This is a genomic window from Streptomyces sp. NPDC005141, from assembly GCF_053599975.1.
On sequence record NZ_JBSFYW010000069.1, the window covers coordinates 18,930 to 44,251 of the forward strand.

General features: G+C 71.8%; 26 protein-coding genes. 9 read left to right on the plus strand and 17 right to left on the minus strand.

Translation table 11 applies throughout. From position 1 onward, the window contains the following. The first annotated feature begins 49 nt into the window (after nucleotides 1-49). Nucleotides 50-1,012, plus strand: a complete 963-nt coding sequence (locus tag ACWD68_RS35385) for a LysR substrate-binding domain-containing protein (RefSeq protein WP_451810560.1) — start codon at nucleotides 50-52, stop codon at nucleotides 1,010-1,012. A gap of 34 nt (nucleotides 1,013-1,046) precedes the next feature. On the opposite strand, the gene ACWD68_RS35390 is transcribed toward ACWD68_RS35385, so the two are convergent. Beyond that, nucleotides 1,047-1,808: an alpha/beta hydrolase gene (locus ACWD68_RS35390; protein ID WP_451810561.1), complete on the minus strand. Its 762-nt coding sequence runs from the start codon at nucleotides 1,806-1,808 to the stop codon at nucleotides 1,047-1,049. 113 nt (nucleotides 1,809-1,921) lie between these two features. On the opposite strand from ACWD68_RS35390, the gene ACWD68_RS35395 reads away from it, so the two are divergent. Both ACWD68_RS35395 and ACWD68_RS35400 read left to right on the plus strand, forming a co-directional pair. Continuing rightward, on the plus strand, nucleotides 1,922-3,076 hold the full coding sequence (locus ACWD68_RS35395; protein ID WP_451810562.1) for an adenosine deaminase: 1,155 nt from the start codon (nucleotides 1,922-1,924) through the stop codon (nucleotides 3,074-3,076). A gap of 142 nt (nucleotides 3,077-3,218) precedes the next feature. Then, nucleotides 3,219-3,602 carry an ATP-binding protein gene (locus tag ACWD68_RS35400; RefSeq protein ID WP_451810563.1) on the plus strand — a complete coding sequence of 128 codons (384 nt, stop codon included), beginning with the start codon at nucleotides 3,219-3,221 and terminating at the stop codon, nucleotides 3,600-3,602. A gap of 147 nt (nucleotides 3,603-3,749) precedes the next feature. Here the strand turns inward: ACWD68_RS35400 and ACWD68_RS35405 are convergent, their stop codons facing one another. From ACWD68_RS35405 to afsQ1, 5 genes are all read right to left on the minus strand, one after another. After that, the gene (locus tag ACWD68_RS35405; RefSeq protein ID WP_266762038.1) at nucleotides 3,750-3,953 is read right to left on the minus strand and encodes a PspC domain-containing protein; all 204 of its coding nucleotides are present in this window, start codon (nucleotides 3,951-3,953) and stop codon (nucleotides 3,750-3,752) included. Between the two features lie 114 nt (nucleotides 3,954-4,067). Further along, nucleotides 4,068-4,619, minus strand: coding sequence for a VanZ family protein (locus ACWD68_RS35410; protein ID WP_451810564.1), 552 nt, complete (start codon nucleotides 4,617-4,619; stop codon nucleotides 4,068-4,070). Between the two features lie 63 nt (nucleotides 4,620-4,682). Continuing rightward, complete coding sequence (locus ACWD68_RS35415) at nucleotides 4,683-5,288, minus strand: hypothetical protein (protein WP_451810579.1); 606 nt, start codon at nucleotides 5,286-5,288, stop codon at nucleotides 4,683-4,685. A 203-nt stretch (nucleotides 5,289-5,491) separates the two neighbouring features. Then, nucleotides 5,492-7,075, minus strand: coding sequence for an ATP-binding protein (locus tag ACWD68_RS35420; RefSeq protein ID WP_451810565.1), 1,584 nt, complete (start codon nucleotides 7,073-7,075; stop codon nucleotides 5,492-5,494). Next, nucleotides 7,072-7,749 carry a two-component system response regulator AfsQ1 gene (gene afsQ1, locus ACWD68_RS35425; protein ID WP_037625670.1) on the minus strand — a complete coding sequence of 226 codons (678 nt, stop codon included), beginning with the start codon at nucleotides 7,747-7,749 and terminating at the stop codon, nucleotides 7,072-7,074. The genes ACWD68_RS35420 and afsQ1 overlap by 4 nt, the downstream gene beginning before the upstream one ends. A gap of 296 nt (nucleotides 7,750-8,045) precedes the next feature. On the opposite strand from afsQ1, the gene ACWD68_RS35430 reads away from it, so the two are divergent. Beyond that, entirely contained in the window at nucleotides 8,046-8,879 is an 834-nt protein-coding gene (locus ACWD68_RS35430) for a SigE family RNA polymerase sigma factor (RefSeq protein WP_451810566.1), read from the plus strand. 335 nt (nucleotides 8,880-9,214) lie between these two features. On the opposite strand, the gene ACWD68_RS35435 is transcribed toward ACWD68_RS35430, so the two are convergent. Continuing rightward, nucleotides 9,215-9,853, minus strand: a complete 639-nt coding sequence (locus ACWD68_RS35435; RefSeq protein WP_451810567.1) for a uridine kinase family protein — start codon at nucleotides 9,851-9,853, stop codon at nucleotides 9,215-9,217. Between the two features lie 220 nt (nucleotides 9,854-10,073). Between ACWD68_RS35435 and ACWD68_RS35440 the strand changes: the two genes are divergently transcribed. Continuing rightward, nucleotides 10,074-10,481, plus strand: coding sequence for a hypothetical protein (locus ACWD68_RS35440; RefSeq protein ID WP_451810568.1), 408 nt, complete (start codon nucleotides 10,074-10,076; stop codon nucleotides 10,479-10,481). A 136-nt stretch (nucleotides 10,482-10,617) separates the two neighbouring features. Here ACWD68_RS35440 and ACWD68_RS35445 read toward each other — a convergent pair whose 3' ends face one another. The 4 genes from ACWD68_RS35445 to ACWD68_RS35460 form a co-directional block, all read right to left on the minus strand. Next, nucleotides 10,618-11,523: an aldehyde dehydrogenase family protein gene (locus ACWD68_RS35445; protein ID WP_451810569.1), complete on the minus strand. Its 906-nt coding sequence runs from the start codon at nucleotides 11,521-11,523 to the stop codon at nucleotides 10,618-10,620. Then, nucleotides 11,524-12,981: an aldehyde dehydrogenase family protein gene (locus tag ACWD68_RS35450; RefSeq protein ID WP_451810570.1), complete on the minus strand. Its 1,458-nt coding sequence runs from the start codon at nucleotides 12,979-12,981 to the stop codon at nucleotides 11,524-11,526. Between the two features lie 5 nt (nucleotides 12,982-12,986). Next, the gene (deoC, locus tag ACWD68_RS35455; RefSeq protein WP_451810580.1) at nucleotides 12,987-13,982 is read right to left on the minus strand and encodes a deoxyribose-phosphate aldolase; all 996 of its coding nucleotides are present in this window, start codon (nucleotides 13,980-13,982) and stop codon (nucleotides 12,987-12,989) included. 383 nt (nucleotides 13,983-14,365) lie between these two features. After that, nucleotides 14,366-15,277, minus strand: a complete 912-nt coding sequence (locus ACWD68_RS35460; protein WP_451810571.1) for a class I SAM-dependent methyltransferase — start codon at nucleotides 15,275-15,277, stop codon at nucleotides 14,366-14,368. 73 nt (nucleotides 15,278-15,350) lie between these two features. On the opposite strand from ACWD68_RS35460, the gene ACWD68_RS35465 reads away from it, so the two are divergent. Together ACWD68_RS35465 and ACWD68_RS35470 are read left to right on the plus strand one after the other, a co-directional pair. Continuing rightward, the gene (locus ACWD68_RS35465; RefSeq protein WP_451810572.1) at nucleotides 15,351-15,791 is read left to right on the plus strand and encodes a helix-turn-helix domain-containing protein; all 441 of its coding nucleotides are present in this window, start codon (nucleotides 15,351-15,353) and stop codon (nucleotides 15,789-15,791) included. A 52-nt stretch (nucleotides 15,792-15,843) separates the two neighbouring features. Next, nucleotides 15,844-16,521, plus strand: a complete 678-nt coding sequence (locus ACWD68_RS35470; RefSeq protein ID WP_451810573.1) for a PH domain-containing protein — start codon at nucleotides 15,844-15,846, stop codon at nucleotides 16,519-16,521. Nucleotides 16,522-16,591: 70 nt separating this feature from the next. Here the strand turns inward: ACWD68_RS35470 and ACWD68_RS35475 are convergent, their stop codons facing one another. The 4 genes from ACWD68_RS35475 to ACWD68_RS35490 all read right to left on the minus strand — a co-directional run bounded on the left by ACWD68_RS35475 (nucleotide 16,592) and on the right by ACWD68_RS35490 (nucleotide 21,522). Beyond that, nucleotides 16,592-17,821: a hypothetical protein gene (locus tag ACWD68_RS35475; protein WP_451810574.1), complete on the minus strand. Its 1,230-nt coding sequence runs from the start codon at nucleotides 17,819-17,821 to the stop codon at nucleotides 16,592-16,594. 434 nt (nucleotides 17,822-18,255) lie between these two features. After that, entirely contained in the window at nucleotides 18,256-19,887 is a 1,632-nt protein-coding gene (locus ACWD68_RS35480) for a phospho-sugar mutase (RefSeq protein WP_451810575.1), read from the minus strand. 84 nt (nucleotides 19,888-19,971) lie between these two features. After that, nucleotides 19,972-20,796: a purine-nucleoside phosphorylase gene (locus tag ACWD68_RS35485; RefSeq protein WP_351550977.1), complete on the minus strand. Its 825-nt coding sequence runs from the start codon at nucleotides 20,794-20,796 to the stop codon at nucleotides 19,972-19,974. A gap of 288 nt (nucleotides 20,797-21,084) precedes the next feature. Then, nucleotides 21,085-21,522, minus strand: a complete 438-nt coding sequence (locus ACWD68_RS35490; RefSeq protein WP_266762095.1) for a gamma-glutamylcyclotransferase — start codon at nucleotides 21,520-21,522, stop codon at nucleotides 21,085-21,087. Nucleotides 21,523-21,628: 106 nt separating this feature from the next. On the opposite strand from ACWD68_RS35490, the gene ACWD68_RS35495 reads away from it, so the two are divergent. Then, entirely contained in the window at nucleotides 21,629-23,077 is a 1,449-nt protein-coding gene (locus tag ACWD68_RS35495) for an NAD(P)H-quinone dehydrogenase (RefSeq protein ID WP_451810576.1), read from the plus strand. Between the two features lie 203 nt (nucleotides 23,078-23,280). Then, nucleotides 23,281-24,213: a DeoR/GlpR family DNA-binding transcription regulator gene (locus ACWD68_RS35500; protein WP_451810577.1), complete on the plus strand. Its 933-nt coding sequence runs from the start codon at nucleotides 23,281-23,283 to the stop codon at nucleotides 24,211-24,213. A 56-nt stretch (nucleotides 24,214-24,269) separates the two neighbouring features. Here the strand turns inward: ACWD68_RS35500 and ACWD68_RS35505 are convergent, their stop codons facing one another. Both ACWD68_RS35505 and ACWD68_RS35510 read right to left on the minus strand, forming a co-directional pair. After that, nucleotides 24,270-24,815: a TetR/AcrR family transcriptional regulator gene (locus ACWD68_RS35505; protein WP_406374263.1), complete on the minus strand. Its 546-nt coding sequence runs from the start codon at nucleotides 24,813-24,815 to the stop codon at nucleotides 24,270-24,272. 347 nt (nucleotides 24,816-25,162) lie between these two features. Further along, nucleotides 25,163-25,322: acetyl-CoA carboxylase biotin carboxyl carrier protein subunit (locus ACWD68_RS35510; RefSeq protein WP_356757689.1), on the minus strand; the 160-nt coding region annotated here is incomplete at its 5' end.

Consider the following 25,322-nt stretch of genomic DNA (forward strand, 5'->3'; position numbering starts at 1 on the left):
GGACGCGCCGTTCATCCGTCCAATGCATGGAATCGCCATAATCGTTCCCATGGCGCATCAGCAGAGGTCAGAAGCTCACCTGTCATCGTTCAGTGACACAGAAGACAGCGCGCACATGTCGAGGCTGCTCGCCCCGCGCCTCGCGTACTTCGCCGGCGTCGCCCGCACCGAGCACGTCACCCGGGCCGCGCAGCAGATGCGGGTCCCGCAGTCGACGCTGTCCAGGGCCATGGTCCGGCTCGAACAGGACCTGGGCGTCGACCTGTTCACGCGTCGCGGCCGGACGGTGTCGCTGACCCCCGCGGGCCGCACCTTCCTCTCCTCGGTGGAGCGCGCCCTCGCCGAGGTCGAGCGTGCCGCCGACGAGGTACGCGCGGACGCCGACCCGGCCACCGGCAAGGTCGCCTTCGGCTTTCTGCACACGATGGGCTCGGAGACGGTGCCGGGGCTGATCCGCGCCTTTCGCGCCGACCATCCACGGGTCCGCTTCAGCCTGGTGCAGAACTACGGGGAGGCGATGCTGGAGCGGCTGCGCTCGGGCGAGTTGGACCTGTGTCTCACCTCGCCGGTGCCGGACGCGCCCGATCTGGTGGGCCGCCGCCTCGACGAGCAGAAGCTCCGCCTGGTCGTGCCGGCCGACCACCCGCTCGCCGCCCGCAAGCGCATCCGCCTCGCCGAGGCGGCCGACGAGACCTTCGTGACCCTGGAACCCGGCTACGGGATGCGCCGGATCACCGACGACCTGTGCCAGGAAGCGGGGTTCAGACCGCGCATCGCGTTCGAGGGGGAGGAGGCGGAGACGCTCCGGGGGCTCGTCGCCGCCGGACTCGGGGTCGCCTTGCTTCCGCCACCGGCCGTCGCCCGCCCGGGAGTTGTCGAACTCACCGTCACCGCCCCGCGCGCCGTGCGCGAGATCGGTGTCGCCTGGCTGGACGGTCACCCGGACACCCCGCCGGTGGCCGCCTTCAAGAAGTTCCTGCTGTCCCGGCGCGGCCACCTCCTGCCCGACTGACCGCCACCGACGGGCCCCGCCCGGGGCCGCCCCGCTACCGGCGCAGCGACTGTCCGAAGCCCGCCGCCAGGGGCATCCGCAGGCCCAGTGGCGGCGGTGCGGCGAACGCGTCCTCGACCGGGCGGGAGAAGGAGTGCCCGAACAGCGTCCCCAGCACGAAGTCCTGTGCGAGAGCCAGGACTTCGCTCCGGTGCTGGTGCAGCGCGTGCCCGTCCGAGTGGACCTCGAAGCGGCAGATGCCGCGGTTGGCCTTCTTGGCGCGCGCAGCGAACCGGAACGACAACTCCGGGTCGGTGCGCTGGTCGTTGGTGCCGTGCACGATCAGCACACGCCGGCCGGCCAGCTGTTTCACCGGTTCGGGTGGCGCGGCGACGTCCTCCTCGGGCAGCCAGGGTGCCAGCGCGAGCACGGAGTTGACTGCCGTGTGCCCGCCCGCGCGCAGCGCCGCCCGGCCGCCCATGTCGATGCCGGCCAGGCACACGGGGACGTCGCCGTAGCGGCGGACGACCTCGTCCGCGGCCCAGGACGCGTCGGCCGCGAGATGCGCCTCGCTGCCGTTCCAGCCGCGGACCCGGTAGTGCACCACGTGGGCGACCAGTCCTTCGGTGCTTCCCGCGCGGGTCAGACGGCGCCCCAACGCGCGTACGGAGGCGGTCGCCATCATGGGGGAGGGTCTGCGGGCCGAGGCCTCCTCGCCGCCCGGCAGCAGCAGAACAACTCCGCTGACCGCCGACGGCTCAGGGCCGAGCGCCCTCCCCAGCCGGGCCCTGCGAACCGGCGTCGCTTGCTGTGCCATGACAGAACAGTCTCAGAAGCGAGGGTGTACGCCACCCGTCCGCACGGTCACCGTTACGTATCGACGGATTCGTACAACAGGAGATCTACGCGCGTAGGGGCTAGAGTGCGAAAATGACGAGCCAGATCCGGAACACCCCGAGCTCGGAACAGATCCGCCGGGCGCCCAAGGTCCTGCTTCACGACCATCTCGACGGGGGACTGCGCCCCGGCACGATCGTCGAACTCGCCCGGGAAACGGGCTATTCCAACCTCCCGGAGACCGATCCCGACAAGCTCGGTCTCTGGTTCCGCGAGGCCGCCGACTCCGGTTCGCTGGAGCGGTACCTGGAGACCTTCGCCCACACCTGCGCCGTCATGCAGACCCGCGAGGCGCTGGTGCGGGTCGCCGCCGAGTGCGCCGAGGACCTGGCCGAGGACGGGGTCGTCTACGCCGAGGTGCGGTACGCGCCCGAGCAGCACCTGGAGGGCGGGCTCAGCCTCGAGGAGGTCGTCGAGGCGGTCAACGAGGGCTTCCGTGAAGGGGAACGGCTGGCCCGGGAGAACGGCCACCGCATCCGGGTCGGTGCCCTGCTGACCGCGATGCGGCACGCGGCCCGCGCCCTGGAGATCGCGGAACTCGCCAACCGCCACCGCGACCTGGGCGTCGTCGGCTTCGACATCGCCGGCGCCGAGGCCGGTTTCCCGCCCACCCGGCACCTCGACGCCTTCGAATACCTGAAGCGCGAGAACAACCACTTCACGATCCACGCCGGCGAGGCGTTCGGTCTGCCGTCCATCTGGCAGGCCCTCCAGTGGTGCGGCGCCGACCGGCTCGGACACGGCGTGCGCATCATCGACGACATCGAGGTGCGGGAGGACGGGTCGGTGCAGCTCGGGCGGCTCGCGTCGTACGTCCGCGACAAGCGCATCCCGCTGGAGCTGTGCCCCAGTTCCAATCTCCAGACCGGCGCCGCCGACTCGTACGCGGCGCACCCCATCGGGCTGCTGCGGCGCCTGCATTTCCGTGCGACCGTGAACACGGACAATCGGCTGATGTCGGGAACGAGCATGAGTCGGGAATTCGAGCATCTTGTCGATGCGTTCGGTTATTCGCTCGACGACATGCAGTGGTTCTCGGTCAATGCCATGAAGTCGGCATTCATTCCTTTCGATGAACGACTGGCCATGATCAATGACGTGATCAAGCCCGGATACGCAGAACTGAAGTCCGAATGGCTGTTCCAGCAGACTGCCTCGACCAGCGGTTCTGTGGGCGATCAGGCCTGATCGGAGCGGGTGGGAAGCGGCCGGGTCTTCACTTCTTCTCCATGGCTCGGCCGCTTTTCGATGTTTGCGGAGGGTGGGTTTGTGTGTTTACGGTTTTAGACCGCTCACATCCCCATGTCACCCATCCAAGGACGCATTCATAATGAAGCAGTCTGCTGCCAAGACCCTCGGTGTCGCCGCTCTCGGCGCCGCTTTCGCCGCTGCCGGCGCGGGTGCCGCGAACGCCGCCCCGGCCCTGCCGGACTCCTCCTCGGCGCTGGACACCGTCACCAGGACGATGCCCGCCGAGAACGTCACCAAGGCGCTGCCCGGTGCCGGTGGGGCGCTCGCCCAGGGCCAGAGCGCGCTCGGCACGGGCCTCGCCGCCGCGCAGCCCACCGCCGCGCAGCCCACCGCCGCGCAGCCCGCCGCCGCGCGTCTGCTCGCCGCCGGGCCGGCCGCGCCCGTCGCCGGACTGCTCGGTGGGCTGCCCGTGCAGGGGCTGCCCACGCACGGTCTGCCGCTGAACGGCATTCCGCTGGGCTGAGGCTCTCCGCCGGACCGAGGCCCCTGCCTGTCCGAGCGCGGGGCCTTCGGGCCGCACGAACGCCGGCTGTAGGAAACGCCGGTGGGGCGCACCCCCGTCGGGTGCGCCCCACCGGCGTTCGCCGTCCGTCCGCCGTGTCCGGCCGGGTCACCAGGCGGTGCGGGAGGCCTTGCCCTCGGAGGGGAAGAGGATCCACAGCGCTATGTAGAGCACGAACTGCGGGCCGGGGAGCAGACAGGACAGGACGAAGATGACGCGCATCGTGGTCGCGGAGGTGCCGAAGCGCCGTGCCAGCGCAGCACAGACTCCGCCGATCATGCGGCCGTTCGTGGGGCGGGCAAGGGCGGTCATGGTGGCTCCTTCGCGAACCGTCGTCGAGTGCCGGCCGGGCCGGCTTCGTCGTTCTCATCGGTGCCTTCACCGATGTCTTCAACGCTACGAGGACGAAGCGGACGAAGCGTCGCTCTACGGAGCGATCCCGACCCTGGGAATCGTCGGGGTCCGACCCTGAGCGGGGTCCTCCCGAAGCACGGCGTCGCGGCGCCTCGTCTCGGCCCTGCGACGGAGACCGGCCCTGGCGGCGGGCACGATCGCGAGGTGGGCGAGGGCCACGCCGAAGGTGTTCAGCGTGATCGAGTCGATGTCCACGACCTGACCCGGGACACCGGTCTGCAGCAGCTCTATGCCCAGCGAGAGCAGGGCACCCGCGGTCATCGTCCGCAGGAGGGAGCCGAGGGGGGAGACGGTGAGCCTGCCGCCCGCCATCGGGAGCAGGACGCCCAGCGGGGCGAGCAGGGCCAGGCCCGCGGCGATGCGGCGGATCGCCGTCTCGGGGCCCAGCGCCAGATCGGCTCTGATGCCCGCGAACGGCCGCAGGTTGGCGGCGCTCACCCAGGGGACGTCCAGCGGTCGCAGCGTGATCCAGGCGACGAGCGCCAGGTATGCGACGAGGAGGACACCTCCTGCCACACGGACGCGGGTGACGGCGCTGCCGCCGTCTGAACCATGACGCTGCACGCCCCACAAGACGCGGGGTCCGGCACGATCGGTTCCGTGGCGGGGGTTTTCGCCCCCGCCGTGTCACGAACCCCCGACCGCCGTCGACGTCGGCGACTCGGTGCCGGGGGAGGCGCGGACCTCGGGGGTGCACTCGTAGCTGCGCAGGGGAGCGGGGGCGGGACCGCCCAGCACGACGGTGCCGTCGTCGCGCGCGGCGGCCGAGTCCGAGAAGGTGCAGACGATCTGGGCGAGGGCCGCCGGAGTGAGGTCCGCCGGCGGCGTGCTCAGCCGGAGGGTGTCCTCGGGGTCCCGGCCACGGGGCCCGCCGACGGTCATGCCGCCGCGTACGTCCGTCGTGTACCCGGCCTGCTGCTCGGGCGTCGACGGTGTCTCCGCGAGCTCGTCGAGCAGTGCCTGGGCCACCAGGACCCGCCGCGCCGCCTCCGCCGTACCGTCCGGGATGCGCACCGACCGGTCGAGGGTCACCAGCTGCGCCGAGCAGAGCAGGAACACCTGGACGGGCACGCCGTGCGAGGTCTGGGTGGAGATGTCGGGGCCGGAGAGGGCGCAGGGCACCCGGGAGGGCGCCGGACCGAAGTCGGTCGGCACCTGCGTGGAGCGGATCCCGCACCCCGCGAGCAGCACGGCGAGCAACGGGACGGCCAGCCAGGGACGCACCCCCGGCAGCCGCGAACGCCGGGACGCGCGGCGGGGTCGCGGGGACTCGGTCTCCCGCGGGCGGTCGGTCTCGGAGGAACGGGCGGTCCGCGAGCAGCCGGTCTCCCGGGAGTCGGCGGTCCGCAGGCAAGGAGCCCCGCCGGCGTGGTCGGTCCGCCGGTGGACGGTTGCCGGGGTGCCGGTGGTCCGCCGGTCGGTGAAGCGTGCGGTCGTCATCCGGCGGTGCCTTCCGTGCCGTGCCCGTGCGCGGAACCGTTACGACTCTGCGGATCGTCGGCGAGCAGTTCCGACGCGTCCTGGGGCAGGCGCAGGGTGAAGACCGCCCCGCCCTTGGACGCGTTCGCAGCGGTGATCTCGCCGCCGTGGATGTGCGCGTTCTCCAGGGCGATGGAGAGGCCGAGGCCGCTGCCCTCGGAACGCGGGCGTGACGCGCTGGCCTTGTAGAAACGGTCGAACACGTGCGGCAGGACGTCCTCGGGGATGCCGGGGCCGTGGTCCTGCACCTCGATGACCAGTTCCTCGCCCTCCACCCGCACCGACACCCGGACCGGCGAACCGCCGTGCTTGAGCGCGTTGCCGATCAGGTTCGCGAGGATCACGTCGAGGCGGCGCGGGTCGAGCCGGGTCGTCATGCCGCGCTCGGCGTCCAGGTCGACGGCGTCCAGCCAGGCGCGCGCGTCGATGCACGCGGTGATCTGGTCGGCGATGTCCACGTCGTCGAGGATGAGCCGGGCGGTGCCCGCGTCGAAGCGGGTCACCTCCATCAGGTTCTCGACGAGATCGCCAAGGCGCCGGGTCTCGCTGACGACCAGCCGCACGGCCGGTTCGATCATCGGGTCGACGCTGCCGGTCTCCGCGTCCAGCTCCTCCTCGAGGATCTCGGTGACGGCGGTGATCGCGGTCAGCGGCGTACGGAGTTCGTGGGACATGTCGGCGACGAAGCGGCGGGACGCCTCGTCCCGCGCGCTCATGTCCGCGACCCGTTTCTCCAGGGACTCCGCCGTCCGGTTGAACGTCCGTGACAGATCGGCGAGTTCGTCCGTGCCGGAGACCCGCAGCCGGGTGTCCAGCTTGCCCTCGCCGAGCCGGCGGGCCGCGATGCCCAGCCGGTGGACCGGCTTGAGGACCGTGGTCGCGGCGGCCTGGGCGAGCAGTGCCGAGCCGATCAGCGCGAGCCCCGTCGCGATCCCCAGCGACCAGGCGAGCGAGTTGAGGTCCTTGGCCTCCGGCTCCAGGGACTTGAGCATGTAACCGGTCGTCGTGCCGTCGATCACCCGCGCGCCGCCCACGAGGTACGGCTTGTCGTGGTCGGTGATCCGCTGCCAGTACAAGTGGTACGCGGACTTGTTGTTCGACGAGAGCGGCTGCTGCTTGTTCACCGCCGTCTGGAGGGACTTGGGCACGTCCTCCAGCGTGAAGGTGTCCAGCTCGGAGTTGCCGGCGATGGTTCTGCCGTTCACGTCCTCGGCGACCAGCAGCACGCTGAAACGCTGGCTGCTGTTCGCCATCTGCCGTGCCGTGCGCCGGAGTTCGTCCTGCGCCGGGTGGACCGGCAGCATGCTCGCGTGGTTGCGCATCTCCTGCTGGAAGTCACGCAGCACCGCGTCCTGCGTACGCGTCAGCACGGCCTCGCGGTTGAGCCAGTAGGCGATGCCCGACGCCGAGACGGCGGCGGTGAGCGCGACGAGCCCGAACACCACGACCAGGCGCAGCCGCAGGCTGGTGAAGCGCAGACCGGACAGCAGTGCCTTGCGCGCCGCGGCCCAGCCACGGAGCTTGTCCTGCGGTTTGGTCACTGAGGATTGTCCAGCCGATAGCCGACGCCGCGCACGGTACGGATCAGGGTGGGAGAGGACGGCACGTCCTCCACCTTGGCACGCAGCCGCTGCACACAGGCGTCGACCAGACGCGAGTCGCCCAGATAGTCGTGCTCCCAGACCAGACGCAGCAACTGCTGGCGGGACAGGGCCTGTCCGGGCCGGCGACTCAGCTCCAGGAGCAATCGCAGCTCGGTGGGCGTCAGTTGCAGATCCTCGCCGTTCTTGGTGACCGTCATCGCGGCACGGTCGATGACCAGCGAGCCGAACGACGCGGAGTCGTTCGCCTCCCGCTCGCCGCGGCGCAGCACGGCACGGATCCGGGCGTCGAGCACCCGGCCCTGCACCGGCTTGACGACATAGTCGTCGGCGCCGGACTCCAGTCCGACCACGACGTCGATGTCGTCGCTGCGCGCGGTCAGCAGAATGATCGGCAGCTGGTCGGTGCGCCGGATGCGCCGGCACACCTCGAATCCGTCGATGCCGGGCAGCATCACATCCAGCACGATCAGGTCCGGCCGCTGCTCGCGCAGCAGCTTCAGACCGTCCTCGCCGGTGGCAGCGGTGGCCACACGGTGTCCCTGGCGCGTCAAAGAGAGCTCCAGGGCCGTGCGGATGGCGTCGTCGTCCTCGATCAGCAACAGGGAAGGCACGGTCGTCATTCTGGCCCATGTCATGGCCGGGTATCGACCGTTGGAGCGCTCCCACTCGTCTCCCGCACGGAACGAAGGCCCTCGCGGACGGCCCGGAGGGTCCGAGTGGTCATCTGCGTAGTCGTACCGCTCTTCTCTGTGATCGTGCTGTGGCGCGCCTGGGGACAGGCCCTGTGACAGGTCTGTGACAGTCGGCGGACACGGCCATGAAGTGGCCCGGGCAAGCTTTTCGACACAAGGCAGGACGCACGACGGAACGAACCGAACAACCGGGACTTCACGACGGGGGGCGCGAGATGAACACGCTGCACAGCACCAGCACTAGCGCAGTAGTCACGCGGCTCCACGACGTCACCCGGGCGACGGAGAAGTCCTGCGCCGATGGGGGCGCCTCCCTGCTCGAGCGAAGTCGAGAGCTCGGGGGAGGGCGGGGGTGCGCTCGCGGCGCCGGGCGTCAGCACACCGCGCACATGACGGTGGTTGACGCCTTCACGGGGGAAAGCGCCACGGCGCCGGCCGCCGTGGGTACGGCCGGGGGGAAGGCTCACGGGGGAGCCGCGTACGGGGAGGGCACGGGGGAGCGACACTCCGGGGCGGGGGCAGGGGACGCCGAAGTGGCGTTCACCGCCTACGTCCAGGAGCGCCGCGCCTCCCTGTACGCAACCGCCTATCACCTGACCGGTGACCGCTTCGAGGCCGAGGACCTGCTGCAGAGCGCGCTGTTCTCGACGTACCGGGCGTGGGACCGGATCAGTGACAAGGCCGCGGTCGGGGGCTACCTCCGCCGCACCATGACCAATCTGCACATCAGCGCGTGGCGCCGCCGCAAGCTGAACGAGTACCCGACCGAGGAACTGCCGGAGACGCCCGGCGACACGGACGCCATGCGCGGCACCGAGCTGCGCGCGGTCCTGTGGCAGGCGCTGGCCCGGCTGCCCGAACTCCAGCGCACGATGCTGGTCCTCCGTTACTACGAGGGCCGCACCGACCCGGAGATCGCGGAGATCCTCGACATCAGTGTCGGCACGGTGAAGTCCAGCATCTGGCGGTCGCTCCGCCGGATGCGTGAGGACGAGGTCCTCAGCTTCGGCCGTGACGAGGAGGAGTCCTTCGGGGAGCTTGTCGCCTGAAGGTCTGGGGGGAGCGGTAACAGGTAACACGGGGGAGTCGGTTCCGGGGGGAGCCGACGACGGGGACCGTCGGTTCCGGGGGGAGCCGACGGGTCACGGGGAAACGGGGTCACGGGGAACACGCCGTGCCACGGGGGAAACGGAAGAAGGTCCAGGCGGACGGGGGTTCGCCTGGACCTCTTTTCGTTGCCCGGGGACCGACAGGCCCAGGGACGTTTCCGTTGCGCGGGGACCGACAGGCCCAGAGGCGCCGCAAGTCGGGCCCGCCCGGGGTCGGGCCGCCGGGAGCCGGGGCCGCGAGCCGGCCGGGTCGTGTCCGTGCCCCGGCTTCGCGCCTACGAGGCTGTCGTGCGGGGGGACGCGTGGCGTCCGGTCGCCGCGGCCGTCAGCCGGCCGAGCGCCTCGTCCCTGTCGCAGGGGTGGGCGCCGAGCGCCGCCTGGCGGGCCACGATGGAACGCTCGGCGCGCATCAGCCGCCAGCCGCGCCGCAGCAGGAAGGGCACCGACTTGCGGCCCTCCTTCAGATCCCGCACGAAGCGCCGCCGGAACGTGGTGACCGCGCCCCGTGACAGACACAGCGCGTCGGCGAGCAGGCCGAGTTCGCGGCAGCGCTCGACGATCTCGGCGGCGAAGATCCCCTCCGCGATGAACAGCGGTGTCCGCTCGATGCGCAGGACCTCGGATCCCGTGCGGGCGCTCAGCGAGATGTCGTAGACGGGGATGGTCGTACGTCCCGTACGGCACAGTTCCTCGATCGCGGTGACGGAGGTGTCCGCGTCCCAGGACGACGGGTGGTCCCAGTCGATGTCCTCGCTGCCCTCGACCTGGGGCAGCGTCGGGTCCGTGGCTTCCTTGTAGAAGTCGTCGAGGCGGAGCACGGGGAGCCCGGAGTCGGCGGCGAGAAGGGACTTGCCGGAGCCGGAGGGGCCGCAGAGCAGCACCACGCGGGTGGGTATCGGGGGATGGGAACCCAATGGTCTGTACCTTCTCTGACGGGTCCGGCGGCGCCGCGCGTCGGCGCGGCTCCCGCCCATTATCCCCGTCGCCGGAACCTGGGCCGACTGGCGCTGATATGCCTGTTGACCCGCAGGGGCGAATCCGCCGCCAGGACCGCCCCGAGCGCGATCCCCGTCAACTACTCTGCGTGTCACTCCCGTTGCTTTCCGCTCTCCGCTAGTCAAAGAGGAAAACCTGATGGCGCGACACGCAGCCCAGCAGAACACCCTGGCCCGTACGACCGCGCGGATCGCCGCGGCGGTCGGCGTGGTCGCTGCCGGTGCGGCCATGGCCTCCCCGGCCTTCGCGGACACGGCTTCCGTCGGGGACGCCGTGCAGGCCCGGCCCGCCTCGCTCGGCAACATCGACCCGCAGGCGGGCCTGCAGGCCCTGACCGGCACCGCGGGGTATGTCACGGGCCCCGTCGAGGGGCTCAAGCCCAATCCGCTGGCCGGCACCGGCGTGGACCCGCTCGACAACGGCGTGGGCACCCAGCTCGCCGACTTCAAACCGCTGTCCTCGAAGGCCCTGACGGGGCCGGTGGCGGAGGCGGAGTCGATCGGCGACCTTCCCGCACTGGGCCGGGTGACCGGACTCCCGCACTGAACTCAGGACACGAGAGAGCCGCGCTCCCCCCGGACGGAGGGGAAGCGCGGCTCTCGTGTGCGCGGGGCCCCGGGGACACGGATCGGGGCCCCGACATCTCAGCGCGTCATCGCGCCGCGGGGTGGGCGCGCACGGCTCAGTAGGACGAGCCCGAGGCGCCCAGGGAGCCGGTCGGGTGCCAGACCGTCTTCGTCTCCAGGAACGCCGTGAGGCGCCCGATGCCGGGAGTGCGCGCGTAATCCACAGGCTGTGGACGAAGAACGCGCTTCACATTGTCCGCGGCCGCGATCTCCAGCTCCTTGGCCAGTGCCTCGTCCGCGCCCGTGAGGTCGATCGCGTTGACGTCCTGGTGCGCGGCGAGGGGAGCGGCGATCTCCGCGGTCCTGCCGGAGAGGACGTTGACGACCCCGCCCGGCAGGTCGGAGGTGGCCAGTACCTCGCCCAGCGACAGGGCCGGGAGCGGGGACTTCTCACTGGCGATCACGATCGCCGTGTTGCCGGTGGCGATCACCGGGGCGATCACCGAGACCAGGCCGAGGAACGACGACTCCTGCGGGGCGAGCACGGTGACGACACCGGTCGGTTCCGGGGAGGACAGGTTGAAATACGGGCCCGCCACCGGGTTGCCGCCGCCCACGACCTGGGCGATCTTGTCGGTCCACCCCGCGTACCAGACCCAGCGGTCGATCGCCGCGTCGACGACGGCAGCCGCCTTCGACTTCGACAGGCCCTCCGCGTCGGCCACTTCGCGGACGAACTGCTCCTTGCGGCCCTCCAGCATCTCGGCGACGCGGTAGAGGATCTGGCCGCGGTTGTACGCCGTGGCGCCGGACCAGCCACCGAACGCCTTGCGTGCGGCGACGACCGCGTCACGGGCGTCCTTGCGGCTCGACTGCGGAGCGTTCGCCAGCCACTTGCCCTTGGAGTCGCTCACCTCGTACACCCGGCCGCTCTCGGAACGCGGGAACTTGCCGCCCACGTACAGCTTGTAGGTCTTGAAGACGCTCAGACGCTGCTGTTCGGACTTCTCGGCTGCACTCATTTATCGCTCGCCCTCCGGGCTCGACGGGGCGAGGTACGCCTCCAGGCCGTGACGACCGCCCTCGCGGCCGAAGCCCGACTCCTTGTACCCGCCGAACGGCGAGGTCGGGTCGAACTTGTTGAACGTGTTGGACCAGATGACACCCGCGCGGAGCTTGCTCGCGACGGCGAGGATGCGGGAGCCCTTCTCGGTCCAGATGCCCGCGGAGAGGCCGTACGGGGAGTTGTTGGCCTTGGCGACCGCCTCGTCCGGCGTGCGGAACGTGAGGACGGACAGCACCGGGCCGAAGATCTCGTCGCGGGCGATGGTGTGCGCCTGCGTGACGTTCGTGAAGAGCGTCGGGGCGAACCAGTAGCCGGAGGAGGGCAGTTCGCACGCCGGGGACCAGCGCTCGGCGCCCTCGGCCTCGCCCTGCTCGACGAGCGTGGTGATGCGGGAGAGCTGCTCGGCGGAGTTGATCGCGCCGATGTCCGTGTTCTTGTCGAGCGGGTCGCCGAGGCGCAGAGTCGACAGACGGCGCTTGAGCGAGTCGAGCAGCTCGTCGTGGATCGACTCCTGGACCAGCAGACGCGAGCCCGCGCAGCAGACCTGGCCCTGGTTGAAGAAGATGCCGCTGACGATGCCCTCGACGGCCTGGTCGATCGGGGCGTCGTCGAAGACGATGTTCGCGCCCTTGCCGCCGAGTTCGAGCGTGACCTTCTTGTGCGAACCCGCGACCTGGCGGGCGATCGCCTTGCCGACGGCGGTGGAGCCGGTGAAGGCCACCTTGTCCACGTCCGGGTGCTCGACGAGGGCCGCGCCCGCGTCGCCGTACCCGGGAAGGATGTTGACGACGCCCCTGGGCAGGCCCGCCTGGCGGCAGATGTCCGCGAAGAAGAGCGCCGACAGCGGGGTGGTCTCGGCGGGCTTCAGGACGACCGTGTTGCCGGTCGCGAGGGCCGGGGCGATCTTCCACGCCAGCATCAGCAGCGGGAAGTTCCACGGGATGACCTGGCCGGCGACACCCAGCGGGCGCGGGTTCGCGCCGAAACCGGCGTGGTCGAGCTTGTCGGCCCAGCCCGCGTAGTAGAAGAAGTGCGCGGCGACCAGGGGGAGGTCCGCGTCGCGGGTCTCCTTGATCGGCTTGCCGTTGTCCAGCGTCTCCAGGACGGCCAGCTCGCGGCTGCGCTCCTGGATGATCCGCGCGATGCGGAACAGGTACTTGGCGCGCTCGGAGCCCGGCAGCGCCGACCACTTCTCGAAGGCCTTGCGGGCGGCCCTCACCGCGCGGTCGACGTCCGCCTCGCCCGCCTGGGCGATCTCGGAGAGGACCTCCTCGGTGGAGGGGGAGACGGTCTTGAAGACCTTGCCGTCGGCGGCCTCGGTGAACTCGCCGTCGATGAACAGGCCGTAGGAGGGTGCGATGTCGACGACCGAACGCGACTCGGGCGCCGGTGCGTACTCGAATGCGGATGCCATGGTGATCAGTCCACCGTCACGTAGTCGGGGCCGGAGTAGCGGCCGGTGGCCAGCTTCTGACGCTGCATCAGCAGGTCGTTCAGGAGCGAGGACGCGCCGAAGCGGAACCAGTGGTTGTCCAGCCAGTCCTCACCCGCCGTCTCGTTCACCAGGACCAGGAACTTGACGGCGTCCTTGGTGGTGCGGATGCCGCCGGCCGGCTTCACGCCGACCTGCACCCCGGTCTGGGAGCGGAAGTCGCGGACGGCCTCCAGCATCAGCAGCGTGTTCGCGGGCGTCGCGTTCACGGCCACCTTGCCGGTGGAGGTCTTGATGAAGTCGGCCCCGGCCAGCATGCCGAGCCAGCTCGCCCGCCGGATGTTGTCGTACGTCGACAGCTCGCCGGTCTCGAAGATGACCTTCAGGCGAGCGGCGCCCGAGGCCTCCTTCACGGCGACGATCTCGTCGTACACCTTCAGGTACTTGCCCGCGAGGAACGCCCCGCGGTCGATGACCATGTCGATCTCGTCGGCGCCCGCGGCGACCGCGTCCCGCACGTCGGCCAGCTTCACGGCGAGCGCGGCTCGGCCCGCCGGGAAGGCGGTGGCGACGGAGGCGACCTTCACGCCGGAACCGGCGACGGCCTCCTTCGCGACGGCCACCATGTCGGGATAGACACAGACCGCCGCCGTGGTGGGCGTCGTGCGGTCGGTCGGGTCCGGGAGTGCCGCCTTGGCGCCGAGCGCCCGGACCTTGCCCGGGGTGTCCGCGCCTTCCAGCGTCGTCAGGTCGACCATCGAGATGGCGAGGTCGATGGCGTACGCCTTCGCGGTCGTCTTGATGGAACGGGTGCCGAGCGAGGCGGCGCGCGCCTCCAGGCCGACCGTGTCGACGCCGGGCAGCCCGTGGAGGAAGCGGCGCAGCGTGCTGTCGGACGCGGCTACGTTGCCGAGTGCGTGGGTGGGGGCACCACCCTGCTCGAGCGGAGTCGAGAGCTTGGGGGAGGGTGCAGAGGTGGGCATGGTCACCAGACGAGCATATCTACGCGCGTAGCGGCTGTACAGCCCAGGGGATGACCAAGGGTTTTTTTGCCCGCCGGGCAGTCCCTCGGACGGTGGAGGCGAGTGCGCTCACGTGGTGGAACGGCGGCGCGGCTGTGGGTGACGGGCCGGGACCGCCCGGGGCGGCCGGAAGGTCCCGGCCGGGGCAGCCATACGGGAGCGGCGCCGCGGGGTGAGCCGTGGCGGGAGGGCGCTCCGGCGTTCCACGGCGGGACGTCCGGCGGTGGGCGCTCCGGGCATTCTTTGGCGGGACGTCCGGCGGTGAGTGCTTCGGCGTTCCTTGGTGGGGCGTCCGGCGGTGAGTGTTCCGGCGTTCCTTGGTGGGGCGTCCGGCGGCGGACGCGCTATCCGGCGGAGGCGGGCAGTGGCGCGCGGGCGTCGATCCGCCAGCAGGCCGCCGTGAAGCGGACCTCCGCGCCGTGCACGAACGGGTCGAACGCGGCGCGGACCGTTTCGACCACCCGTGCGCGGGTCGGTTCGTCCGTCTCGCGCAGGGCGATGCCGACCGGGCCGAACCGGCTGAAGTAGGGGACCAGCTCCGCCTCCGGCAGGACGCAGGTCGCGTCGACGGGCCGGATGTCGATCCCGGCCCAGCCGCTCTCCTCCAGCAGGCGGCGCACCCTGACCGCGTCAGCGAAGGCGAACTGTCCCGGTGCGTCCGGCCGGCGCTCCGGAAGGTCCGGCAGCAGCGGTGCCGCGGCGCGTTCGGCCGTCGTCATGAACGGGTTCTCCGCGATGTCGCGCCAGGCGATGAACCGCAGTCCCGCGTCCCCCTTCGCGGCCCGCCGCAGGTTGGCGAAGGCCCGTACCGGGTCCTCGAAGAACATGACGCCGAAACGCGAGACGACCGCGTCGAAGACCGCGGGCTCGAAGACGTGATCCTGCGCGTCGGCGCGGACGAAGGAGGCCGCGGCCCCCTCCCGCAGTGCGCGGGCCCGGGCGGCCTCCACCATCGGCCCGGAGATGTCGACGCCGACACAGTGGCCCTCCGCGCCCAGCCGCCGCGCGACGGCAACCGTCGTGCCGCCCGTGCCGCAGCCGACGTCGAGCACCCGGCCCCCACGCCCGGCCGGGACCGCTTCGACGAGCAGGTCCTCCAGCGGCGCGAACAACGCGTCCACCACGTCCTGGGCGTCGACCCAGGCGTTCCCGGCCGGGCCGTTCCAGCGCGCCGCCTGCTCGTCCTCCGCCGCCCCGTCCGCCGTGCCGTCCGCCGTGCCGTCCACTGTGCCGTCCGCCCTCCGCATGGATCCCATGACGCCTCCCGTGCTTGCCCTCGTGCCGCGGAGATGACACCGTCCTACTTCAAGTCGACTTGAGGTCAAGAGGATGCCGGACCTGGACATCGCCGAAGTGGCGCGGCGCGCCGGAGTGCCCGCTTCGACCCTGCGGTTCTACGAGGAGAAGGGGCTGATCGCCCCGACCGGCAGACGCGGCCTGCGCCGGCAGTACGACCCCGGCGTGCTGGAACGGCTGGCGCTGATCGCGCTCGGGCGCTCCGCAGGCTTCTCGCTGGACGAGATCGCCCGCATGTTCGCGCCGGACGGGCGCCCGCGCATCGACCGGCAGGCGCTCGCCGACAAGGCCGAGGAACTGGACCGCACGATCCGCGAGCTCGGAGTCCTGCGCGACTCCCTGCGGCACGCAGCCGCCTGTCCCGCGCCGAGCCACCTGGAATGTCCCACCTTCCGCCGCATCCTGGGGGCCGCCGCGTCCGGCGCCGTCGCGGTGCCGGGGAAGCGGGCCGCGCGACCGTCTTCGCGACCATAGTGAGACCCGACCGAGCTCAAGCGCACCGCACGGGTCGTGCACAATCGGTGCCATGACCACCCCGGACCACCAGTCACCCCTCCCGGACACCTCGCGACCCGAGGCCAGGGACCGGATCTACCGGTCGCCCGCCGGTATCGCGGGCGGCATCCTGCTGCTGATCATCGCGGGCTGGCTCGGCGTCGACGCACTGATCTCCGGAACCGGCCGCACCCCCTGGCTGGCGCTCGCCGCGCTGATCCTCGTCGTGCCGCTGGTGACCGCGTTCACCCTGCGCCCCGCCGTCTACGCCAACGAGGACCGGCTGCGCATCCGCAACCCGCTCCGCGTGATCGTCCTGCCCTGGGGCAAGGTCGCGTCCCTGCGCTCGCACTACTCGAACGAGGTCGTCGACACCTCCGGCAAGAAGTTCCAGCTGTGGGCGGTGCCCGTGTCGCTGCGAGCCCGCAAGAAGGCGGCCAAGCAGCAGGCACGGGGCACGGCGGGCCGCGGCGGCGAAGGCCGTACGTCGTCGCTGGGCCGTCCGTCCCTCTTCGGCCGGGGCGCCGTCACCGACGCCTCCACCCGCCCCCAGACCGACCAGATCGTGGACGATCTCCGCGCGCTGGCCGAGGCCAGGGCCACGGAGGAGAACGCACAGGGTGAGGTCACCGTGCGCTGGGCGTACGAGGTGATCGGTCCCGCGCTCGCGGGTGCCGTCGTCCTGGCCATCCTGCTCGCGACGGGCTGACGAAACCCTTCGCGGGGCCGCGCCCCTCACCGGCCCCACCGGACTCCAGCAGCGCGGGCCGGGGCACGCTCTAGGGCGCGCTCGGCCACACCAGGGCCATGTACGCGCCGCAGTACGCCGAACCGAGCACCGCGGCCGTGAGGACCAGGGTCCGGTAGCGGCGTGAGGCGCGGGCCAGGTGCAGGGCCGGGGGCAGCAGCAGGGGGAAGCCGGGGAGCAGGAAGCGGGCACGCGGGAAGTAGACGCCGCCGCTGCCGAGGACGATCAGCAGCAGGATCCCGGTGAAGACGAGCAGCGGGAGCGGCTGGCGGTCCCCCGCGGAGAGCCCGTACAGCACCACCGCCGCCAGCAGGGTCACGGTCACCAGCACCAGGAACAGCTCGGGCGAGGAGTTCTGCGCCAGCACCTCCCGCATCCGGCGCACGGTCTCCGCACCGCCGTCCCACTCGTTGTGCCACAGCCGCTGTACGGCGAAGTAACCGTCCCAGCGGCCCACACGCAGACCCACCCAGCCGACGTACGCGAGCCAGCCGGCCGGGGCCAGGACCGCCGCCGCGAGCGCCCGGACGGAGGAGCCCCGGCGCAGCGACAGCAGCGCGGTCAGGGCGACGGCCGCGCCCACCGCGACACCGGTGGGCCGGGTCAGCCCCGCCAGCGCCGCCAGCGAGGCCGCCCACAGCAGGCGGCCGGTGAGCACCGCGTACAGCGCCCACGCGGCGAACGCCGTGAACAGCGACTCCGTGTAGCCCATCCACTGGACGAGACCCACCGGCAGGGCCGCCCACAGGACGGTCAGCAGTACCCCCACGCGGCGGCCGTGCAGATGGCTCCCCACCGCGTGGATGCCCCAGGCGGCGAGGAACGAGCACACGGCCGCGATCACCAGCCCGGTCGTCGCGCGCGAGCCGGGGGTCAGGGCCGCGACCGCCTTGACCAGGACCGGGTAGAGCGGGAAGAAGGCCAGGTTGTTCGCGTCGAACGCGGTGCCCAGCTGACGCGTGTAGCCGTGGTCGGCGATGCCGAGGTACCAGTCCGCGTCCCACTGCGTCGCCAGGATCGGCCAGACGCCGTGGTGCCGGCGGTGCGCCCAGAAGGCGAGCGCGATCAGGCCGGTGAGGCGGACGGCCGCGTAGGCGAGGAGTGCCGGGGCCGCGTGCCGCAGCTGGGCACGGACCGCGGCGAGGAGGCCTGCCGCGCCCGGCGTGCGCCGGGCGGCTCGGACACCCGGGGCGCCGGGGACGGTCCCGCCCGGGGCGCTTCGGGGTGGGGCGGACGTCGGCCGGGAAGCGGTCGAGGGCACGCGGCAGCTCCTGGGGCTCGATGGTGCGCTACCGGTAACCGTTCCTCGGCCACCCGGCGGCGCACGGGAGCGCTGCGTCAACTGCCGTGCGGAAATCACCCATAAGGGGCTGGTGTGACGCTGTCCGTCGTGGCGACGGGCTCAGGGGGCTGCGGACGCCGCCGCCTCGCACGGGGTGCCGGGATCTGCCGCCTCGCACGGGGTGCCGGAATCCGTCGCCCCGCGGGCGCGCAGGACGGTACGCCCAAGGGGTGCCGGAGAGGTGCACTCAGGGAGGCGCCGGGAGCTGCCGCTCGGCAGGGGGACGCCAGGCGTCGTCGTCGCACCCCACGCCACAAGGGCCCAGAAACGCCGTCCGCCCGGCTGGAAGGCCGGGCGGACGGGGCGTCGATGCCGGGGTGCGGCGGGCGGGCCGGCTCCCCCGGGCGGGGGTCTCAGATGCCGGCCGCGGCCGACAGGTCCCGCTTGATCGCCGTCAGCAGCTCGGTGGCCTTCGCGTGGGCCGCCGGGAGGCCGGCGTGGTCGCCGACGGGCACCACGACCTCCAGGTAGCACTTCAGCTTGGGCTCGGTGCCGCTCGGGCGGACGATGACCCGGGCGCCGTCCAGGGTGTAGCGCAGGCCGTCCGTGGGCGGCAGCCTGTCCGTGCCCCTGGTCAGGTCCTCGGCCTTGGTGATGGCCAGGCCCGCGAGCTCCGTGGGCGGCTGCTCGCGCAGCCGGCGCATGGCGTTCGCGATGACCGACAGGTCCTCCACCCGGACCGAGAGCTGGTCGGTGGCGTGCAGCCCGTACGCGACAGCGATGTCGTCGAGGAGATCGAGCAGGGTCCGCCCCCGCTCCTTGAGCTCGGAGGCCAGCTCGGTGATGAGGAGGGCGGCGGTGATGCCGTCCTTGTCGCGTACGCCGTCGGGGTCGACGCAGTAGCCGAGCGCCTCCTCGTACCCGTACCGCAGACCCTCGACGCGGGCGATCCACTTGAAACCGGTGAGCGTCTCCTCGTACGGCAGACCCGCACCCTCGGCGATCCGGCCGAGCAGGGAGGAGGAGACGATCGACTCGGCGAAGACACCGCGCGCGCCCCGCCGCACCAGGTGCTCGGCGAGCAGCGCGCCGACCTCGTCGCCGCGCAGCATCCGCCAATCGGCGCCGGACTTCACGGCCACGGCGCACCGGTCGGCGTCCGGGTCGTTGGCGATGATCAGGTCGGGTTCCGCCTCGCGGGCCTTCGCGAAGGCGAGGTCCATCGCGCCGGGCTCCTCCGGGTTGGGGAAGGCGACGGTCGGGAAGTCCGGGTCGGGCTCGGCCTGCTCGGCGACGAGCACCGGCTCCGGGAAGCCGGCCCGGGCGAAGGCCGCGAGCAGCACGTCCTTGCCGACGCCGTGCATGGCCGTGTAGACGGTGCGGGCGGTGCGCGGCGAGCCCTCCGCCAGGACGGCGTCCGTACGGGCCAGATAGGCGTCCAGGACGCCCTCGTCGAGGGTCTCCCAGCCGGAGTCGGGGCGGGGCACGTCGGCGAGCGCGCGGACCGCGTCGATCTCGGCGGCGATCTCCGCGTCCGCCGGCGGGACGATCTGCGAACCGTCGCCGAGGTAGACCTTGTAGCCGTTGTCGCGGGGCGGGTTGTGGCTGGCGGTGACCTCCACACCCGCGACCGCGCCGAGGTGCCTTATGGCGTAGGCGAGGACGGGGGTGGGCAGCGGCCGGGGCAGGACGGCGGCGCGCAGGCCCGCGCCCGTCATCACGGCCGCGGTGTCCCGGGCGAAGTCCGCGGACTTGTGGCGGGCGTCGTAGCCGATCACGACGAGTCCGCCGGTCTCGCCCTTGGCCCTCAGGTACGCGGCGAGTCCGGCCGCGGCCCGGATGACCACGGAACGGTTCATCCGCATCGGGCCCGCGCCGAGTTCACCGCGCAGGCCCGCGGTGCCGAACTGGAGGGTGCCGCCGAAACGGGCGGCCAGCTCGGTGACGTCCTCGGCGTCGACGAGCTTGGCGAGTTCGTCACGGGTCTCCGCGTCGGGGTCCTCGGCCAGCCATGCCTTGGCCCGCGCGATGAGTTCGTCCTGCACCTCGGGTGCACCTCTCTTCGGTCGTACGGTTCCGTGCAGCCGGGTCGTTCCGCCCCCGGCGCCGGGGGCGAACACCCCCGTCGACTACAGACGATCCAGCACCTGGGTCAGGAGTGCCCCCATGCGCGCGGCCGAGTCGCGGCCCGCCTGGAGGACCTCCTCGTGGTTGAGGGGCTCGCCCGTCATGCCGGCGGCCAGGTTGGTGACGAGGGAGATGCCGAGCACCTCGGCGCCCGCCTCGCGCGCGGCGATCGCCTCGAGGGTCGTCGACATGCCCACCAGGTCGGCCCCGATGACCCGGGCCATCCGGATCTCGGCCGGCGTCTCGTAGTGCGGGCCGGGGAACTGCGCGTAGACGCCCTCCTCCAGGGAGGGGTCGACCTCCTTGCACAGCGCGCGCAGCCGCGGCGAGTACAGGTCGGTGAGGTCGACGAAGTTCGCGCCGATGATCGGCGAGGTGGCCGTCAGGTTGATGTGGTCGCTGATCAGGACGGGCTGACCGGGGCGCATGCCCTCGCGCAGGCCGCCGCAGCCGTTGGTCAGCACGATGGTCTTGCAGCCGGCGGCGACGGCGGTGCGTACGCCGTGCGCGACGGCGGCGACCCCGCGGCCCTCGTAGTAATGGGTGCGGCCGAGGAAGACCAGGGCGCGCTTGTCACCGATCCGGTACGAGCGGATCTTGCCGCCGTGCCCCTCGACCGCCGGCGCCGGGAAGCCCGGCAGCTCGGTGACCGGGAACTCGGCCTCGGGGGAGCCGAGGGCGTCCACGGCCGGGGCCCAGCCGGAGCCCATCACGAGAGCGACGTCATGGGTCTCGGCGCCCGTGAGCTCGCGCAGGCGCGTGGCGGCGGCGTCAGCGGCGGCGTGGGGGTCGCCCTGGATGTCGTCCGGAAGAAGAGATGCGTTCACGCGCAAGAGGGTAGCTGGTCCAGGCCTACGCGCGTAGATGACGGAGCTCACGGTCTTGCGATCGTTGTCTTGTCGTTTCCGACGAAAGGGAGGGGGAGGGGGCGGTGCCGAGGGTGTTTCGCGGACGGGGCGAGACGGGCCGGCGGGTGGGCAGGGCGGCGCCGCGGAGCGGTGGGGACGCGAGGGCGTCCGGGCAGCGGGGCGGGCCGGGCGGCGGGTGGGCGCAACCGCCGCGGAGCGGCGAAGATCCCGCCGCGGAGCCGCGGGGCGCTCCGTCGGCGACGGACCTCAACAGGGCCGCTTGCGGAGCTCCATGACGTAGTCGTGCGGCGCCCCCGCCGACTCGGCGGCGTCCGCCAGTTCGCCGAGGTACCGCGCCGAGGGCAGTCCCCCCTCGTACCCGTTCAGTACGTACACCCACGCGGGTTCCTCACCCTCCAGTGTGTGCACACGTACACGCATCCGGCGGTAGACGTCGAGGCCGACGCCCTCCCAGCGGTCCATCGAGTCCTCGTCCAGCGGCGCGATGTCGTACAGCGCCACGAAGACCTGGGACCGCGGTGCCTCGACGATCGTCGCGAGCGCGCCCTCCCAGCCCATGTGCTCGCCGCCGAAGGTCAGCCGCCAGCCGTTCAGCCAGCCCGTGGCGCGCAGCGGCGAATGCGGGGCGCGGCGCGTCATGAGCCGCGGGTCGAGATTGCCGGCGTACGCGGCGTAGAGCGACATGGGGTCGAGGGTACGGCAGCGAAACGTACGCCTCTCGCGTAACAAAGTGGCTCGTATGCCCCTACTCGGGACCCCTGGGCGGAAGCACCTTGAAGCGTGCGGGACAATGGAGTACGTGACTCGGATCGTGATCATCGGTGGCGGACCCGGCGGATATGAAGCGGCGCTGGTAGCCGCGCAGCTCGGCGCGGAGGTGACCGTCGTCGACTGCGACGGCCTGGGCGGGGCGTCGGTGCTCACCGACTGCGTGCCGTCGAAGACTCTTATCGCCACGGCCGAGGTGATGACGACCTTCGACTCCTCCTACGAGGAGCTGGGGATCATCGTCGCCGACGACACCCCGCCCATGGAGCAGGCGGCCCGGGTGGTCGGCGTCGACCTCGGCAAGGTCAACCGCCGCGTGAAGCGCCTCGCGCTCGCCCAGTCGCACGACATCACGGCCTCGGTGACCCGCGCCGGCGCCCGTGTCCTGCGTGGACGCGGACGGCTGGAGGGCATGCAGTCCCTGGACGGCTCCCGCAAGGTCGTCGTGAGCGCCGCGGACGGCACCGAGGAGACCCTCACCGCCGACGCCGTGCTCATCGCCACCGGCGGTCATCCGCGCGAGCTGCCCGACGCGCAGCCCGACGGCGAGCGCATCCTGAACTGGACCCAGGTCTACGACCTCGACGAGCTGCCCGAGGAGCTCATCGTGGTCGGTTCCGGTGTCACCGGCGCCGAGTTCGCCGGCGCCTACCAGGCACTCGGCTCCCGCGTCACCCTCGTCTCCAGCCGCGACCGCGTGCTGCCGGGCGAGGACCCGGACGCCGCGGCCGTCCTGGAGGACGTCTTCCGCCGCCGCGGCATGAACGTCATGGCCCGCTCCCGCGCCGAGTCCGCCAAGCGGGTCGGCGACCGTGTCGAGGTCACGCTCTCCGACGGCCGGGTCATCAGCGGCACGCACTGCCTGATGGCCGTGGGCGCCATCCCGAACAGCAGCGGGATGGGCCTGGAGGAGGCCGGTGTCAGGGTCCGGGACTCCGGGCACATCTGGACCGACAAGGTCTCGCGCACCACCGCTCCGGGCGTGTACGCGGCCGGTGACGTGACCGGCGTCTTCGCCCTCGCGTCCGTCGCCGCCATGCAGGGCCGTATCGCCATGTACCACTTCCTCGGCGACGCGGTGGCCCCGCTGAACCTGAAGACGGTCTCCTCGAACGTCTTCACCGACCCCGAGATCGCCACCGTCGGCTACACCCAGGCGGACGTCGACGCGGGCAAGATCGACGCCCGGGTCGTGAAGCTGCCCCTGCTGCGCAACCCGCGCGCCAAGATGCAGGGCATCCGCGACGGCTTCGTCAAGATCTTCTGCCGCCCCGGCACCGGCATCGTGGTCGGCGGTGTGGTCGTCTCCCCGCACGCCTCGGAACTGATCCACCCGATCTCGATCGCGGTCGACAACAATCTGACGGTCGAACAGATCGCGAACGCGTTCACCGTGTATCCCTCCCTGTCCGGCTCGATCGCCGAAGTGGCACGGCAGCTGCACACCAGGAAGACCACGAGCGAGGGCTGACACCTCCGGGCGACTCTTCGCTGGTCACGGGGAGTTGATGACCGCGCGCACGGCATAGGCGGGACGAGTAGGCACGTATACCACTTCGTGCCCTGCCATGCGAACAACTTCTGTTATTCGGCGCAAACTGCTGAAAGCAGACGGTCGTTGGGGTTACTGTCAGTTTCGTGTTCGCTGCAGAACGTCGCCAATTGATCCTCGAAATGGTGCGAGCGAATGGGGCCGTGTCGCTCCGTGAGCTCGCCCGCGTCGTCCAGACCTCCGAAGTGACCGTACGGCGGGACGTGCGCGCACTGGAGGCAGAAGGACTCCTCGACCGCCGGCACGGCGGTGCGGTATTGCCGGGCGGGTTCACGCGGGAGTCCGGCTTTCCGCAGAAATCGCATCTCGCGACCGCCGAGAAGACGGCCATCGCCGATCTCGCCGCGGGTCTCGTCGAAGAAGGCGAGGCCATCGTGGTGGGGGCGGGTACCACCACGCAGGAGCTGGCTCGCCGGCTCGCGCGGGTGCCCGGCCTGACCGTCGTCACCAACTCCCTGCTGGTGGCCCAGGCGCTGGCCCACGCCAACCGTGTGGAGGTCGTGATGACCGGCGGCACCCTGCGCGGTTCCAACTATGCGCTGGTCGGCTCGGGCGCGGAGCAGTCCCTCCAGGGGCTGCGCGTCTCCCGGGCGTTCATCTCCGGGAGCGGGCTGACCGCCGAACGCGGGCTCTCCACGTCCAACATGCTCTCGGCGTCCGTGGACCGCGCTCTCGTCCACGCGGCCGCGGAGGTGGTGGTCCTCGCCGACCACACCAAGCTCGGTACGGACACCATGTTCCAGACCGTGCCGACCGACCTCATCACCCGCCTGGTCACGGACGAGCCGCCCGCTCACGACGACCGTGCGGCCACCGAACTGCAGGCCCTGGCCGATCAGGGCGTACAGATCGCGGTGGCGGGGTCATCGGCGTCGGGCGGTGCGGGGGGAGATCCGCTCCCGGCGGGGCGCCAGCCGCGCCGGGACGTACCGCTCCCGGGCCCGCGCCGCGGTCAGGTGGTCCCGGGCTCGGGGCCGCAACTACGGAGCGCGACGGTGATGGGGGACCAGCCCCAGGCCGAAAGGGCACGGGTGGCCGACCTTCGACGCCGCTGAGCGGCGTCGGCGGGCCTCGGGGCCGGTGGCGGGTTTCCGCGCCCGGCCCGGTCTGCTCACGGCTTCAGGCCGCGCAGGGTCAGGCTCAGCAGACGGTCGGCCAGCGCCGGGTCGTCGGGGGTCTCCTCCGCCGCCAGCGCGATCGCGTTGGTCAGCTGGAGCAGATCACCGATCGAGACGTCGGGGCGTACGGCCCCCGCCTCCTGGGCGCGGAGCAGCAGGGCGCTGCCCGCCTCGCGCATCGGGCCGCTGCACCGGGCGAGGTGCGAACCGTCGTCCCGTGAGGCCGACATGAGGGCGCGTGCGAGCCCTCGGTACTCACTCGCGTGCGTGATGATCTCGCGCAGCCAGTCCACCAGAGCGGTGCACGGCTGCGGGGCCTCCAGCAACTCACGCGAGCGGGTCAGCAGGTCGCTGACCGCTTCCTCGAAGACCGCGCTCATCAGGGCGCGCCGATTGGGGAAGTGGCGGTAGAGCGTGCCGATCCCGACGCCCGCGCGCCGGGCCACGTCCTCCAGGGACGCGTCGGTGCCGTGCTCGGCGAACGCGGAGCGCGCCTCGGCGAGCAGCCGCTCATAGTTGCGCCGGGCGTCCGCACGCATGACGCGCGGCACCCCTGGACCCGGAGCGGGCACGGACGTCCCGGCCGACTCCCACGCGGTCGTGCCCACCATGGCTTCCACCTGCCCTCTCCGGCCGCCCGGTTGCGCTCAAGGATGCCACCGGCGGCTCCTGGGCGGACTCCCCCGCGGATGCGCGGTGGGCGGCTCGAAGCATCATCGCCGGTTGCGCGGACGGCGGGTTCGAGCGCCGCCGCGGGCGGGATCGTACGCCGTTGTCGGTGGGGCGGGATCGTACGCCGTCGTCCGCACAGCGGAGCGCCCGGTGCACCGCAGACGCGGTGCACCGGGCGCTCCGGATGAACGGGTGAGTCACCCGTCCGTGTTGCTCAGTCCTTGATCTCGCAGATCGGGGCGCCCGAGGTGACGGACGCGCCGACCTCCGCGCTCAGGCCCTTGATGGTGCCGGAGCGGTGGGCGTTGAGGGGCTGTTCCATCTTCATGGCCTCGAGGACGACGACGAGGTCGCCCTCCTTGACCTCCTGGCCC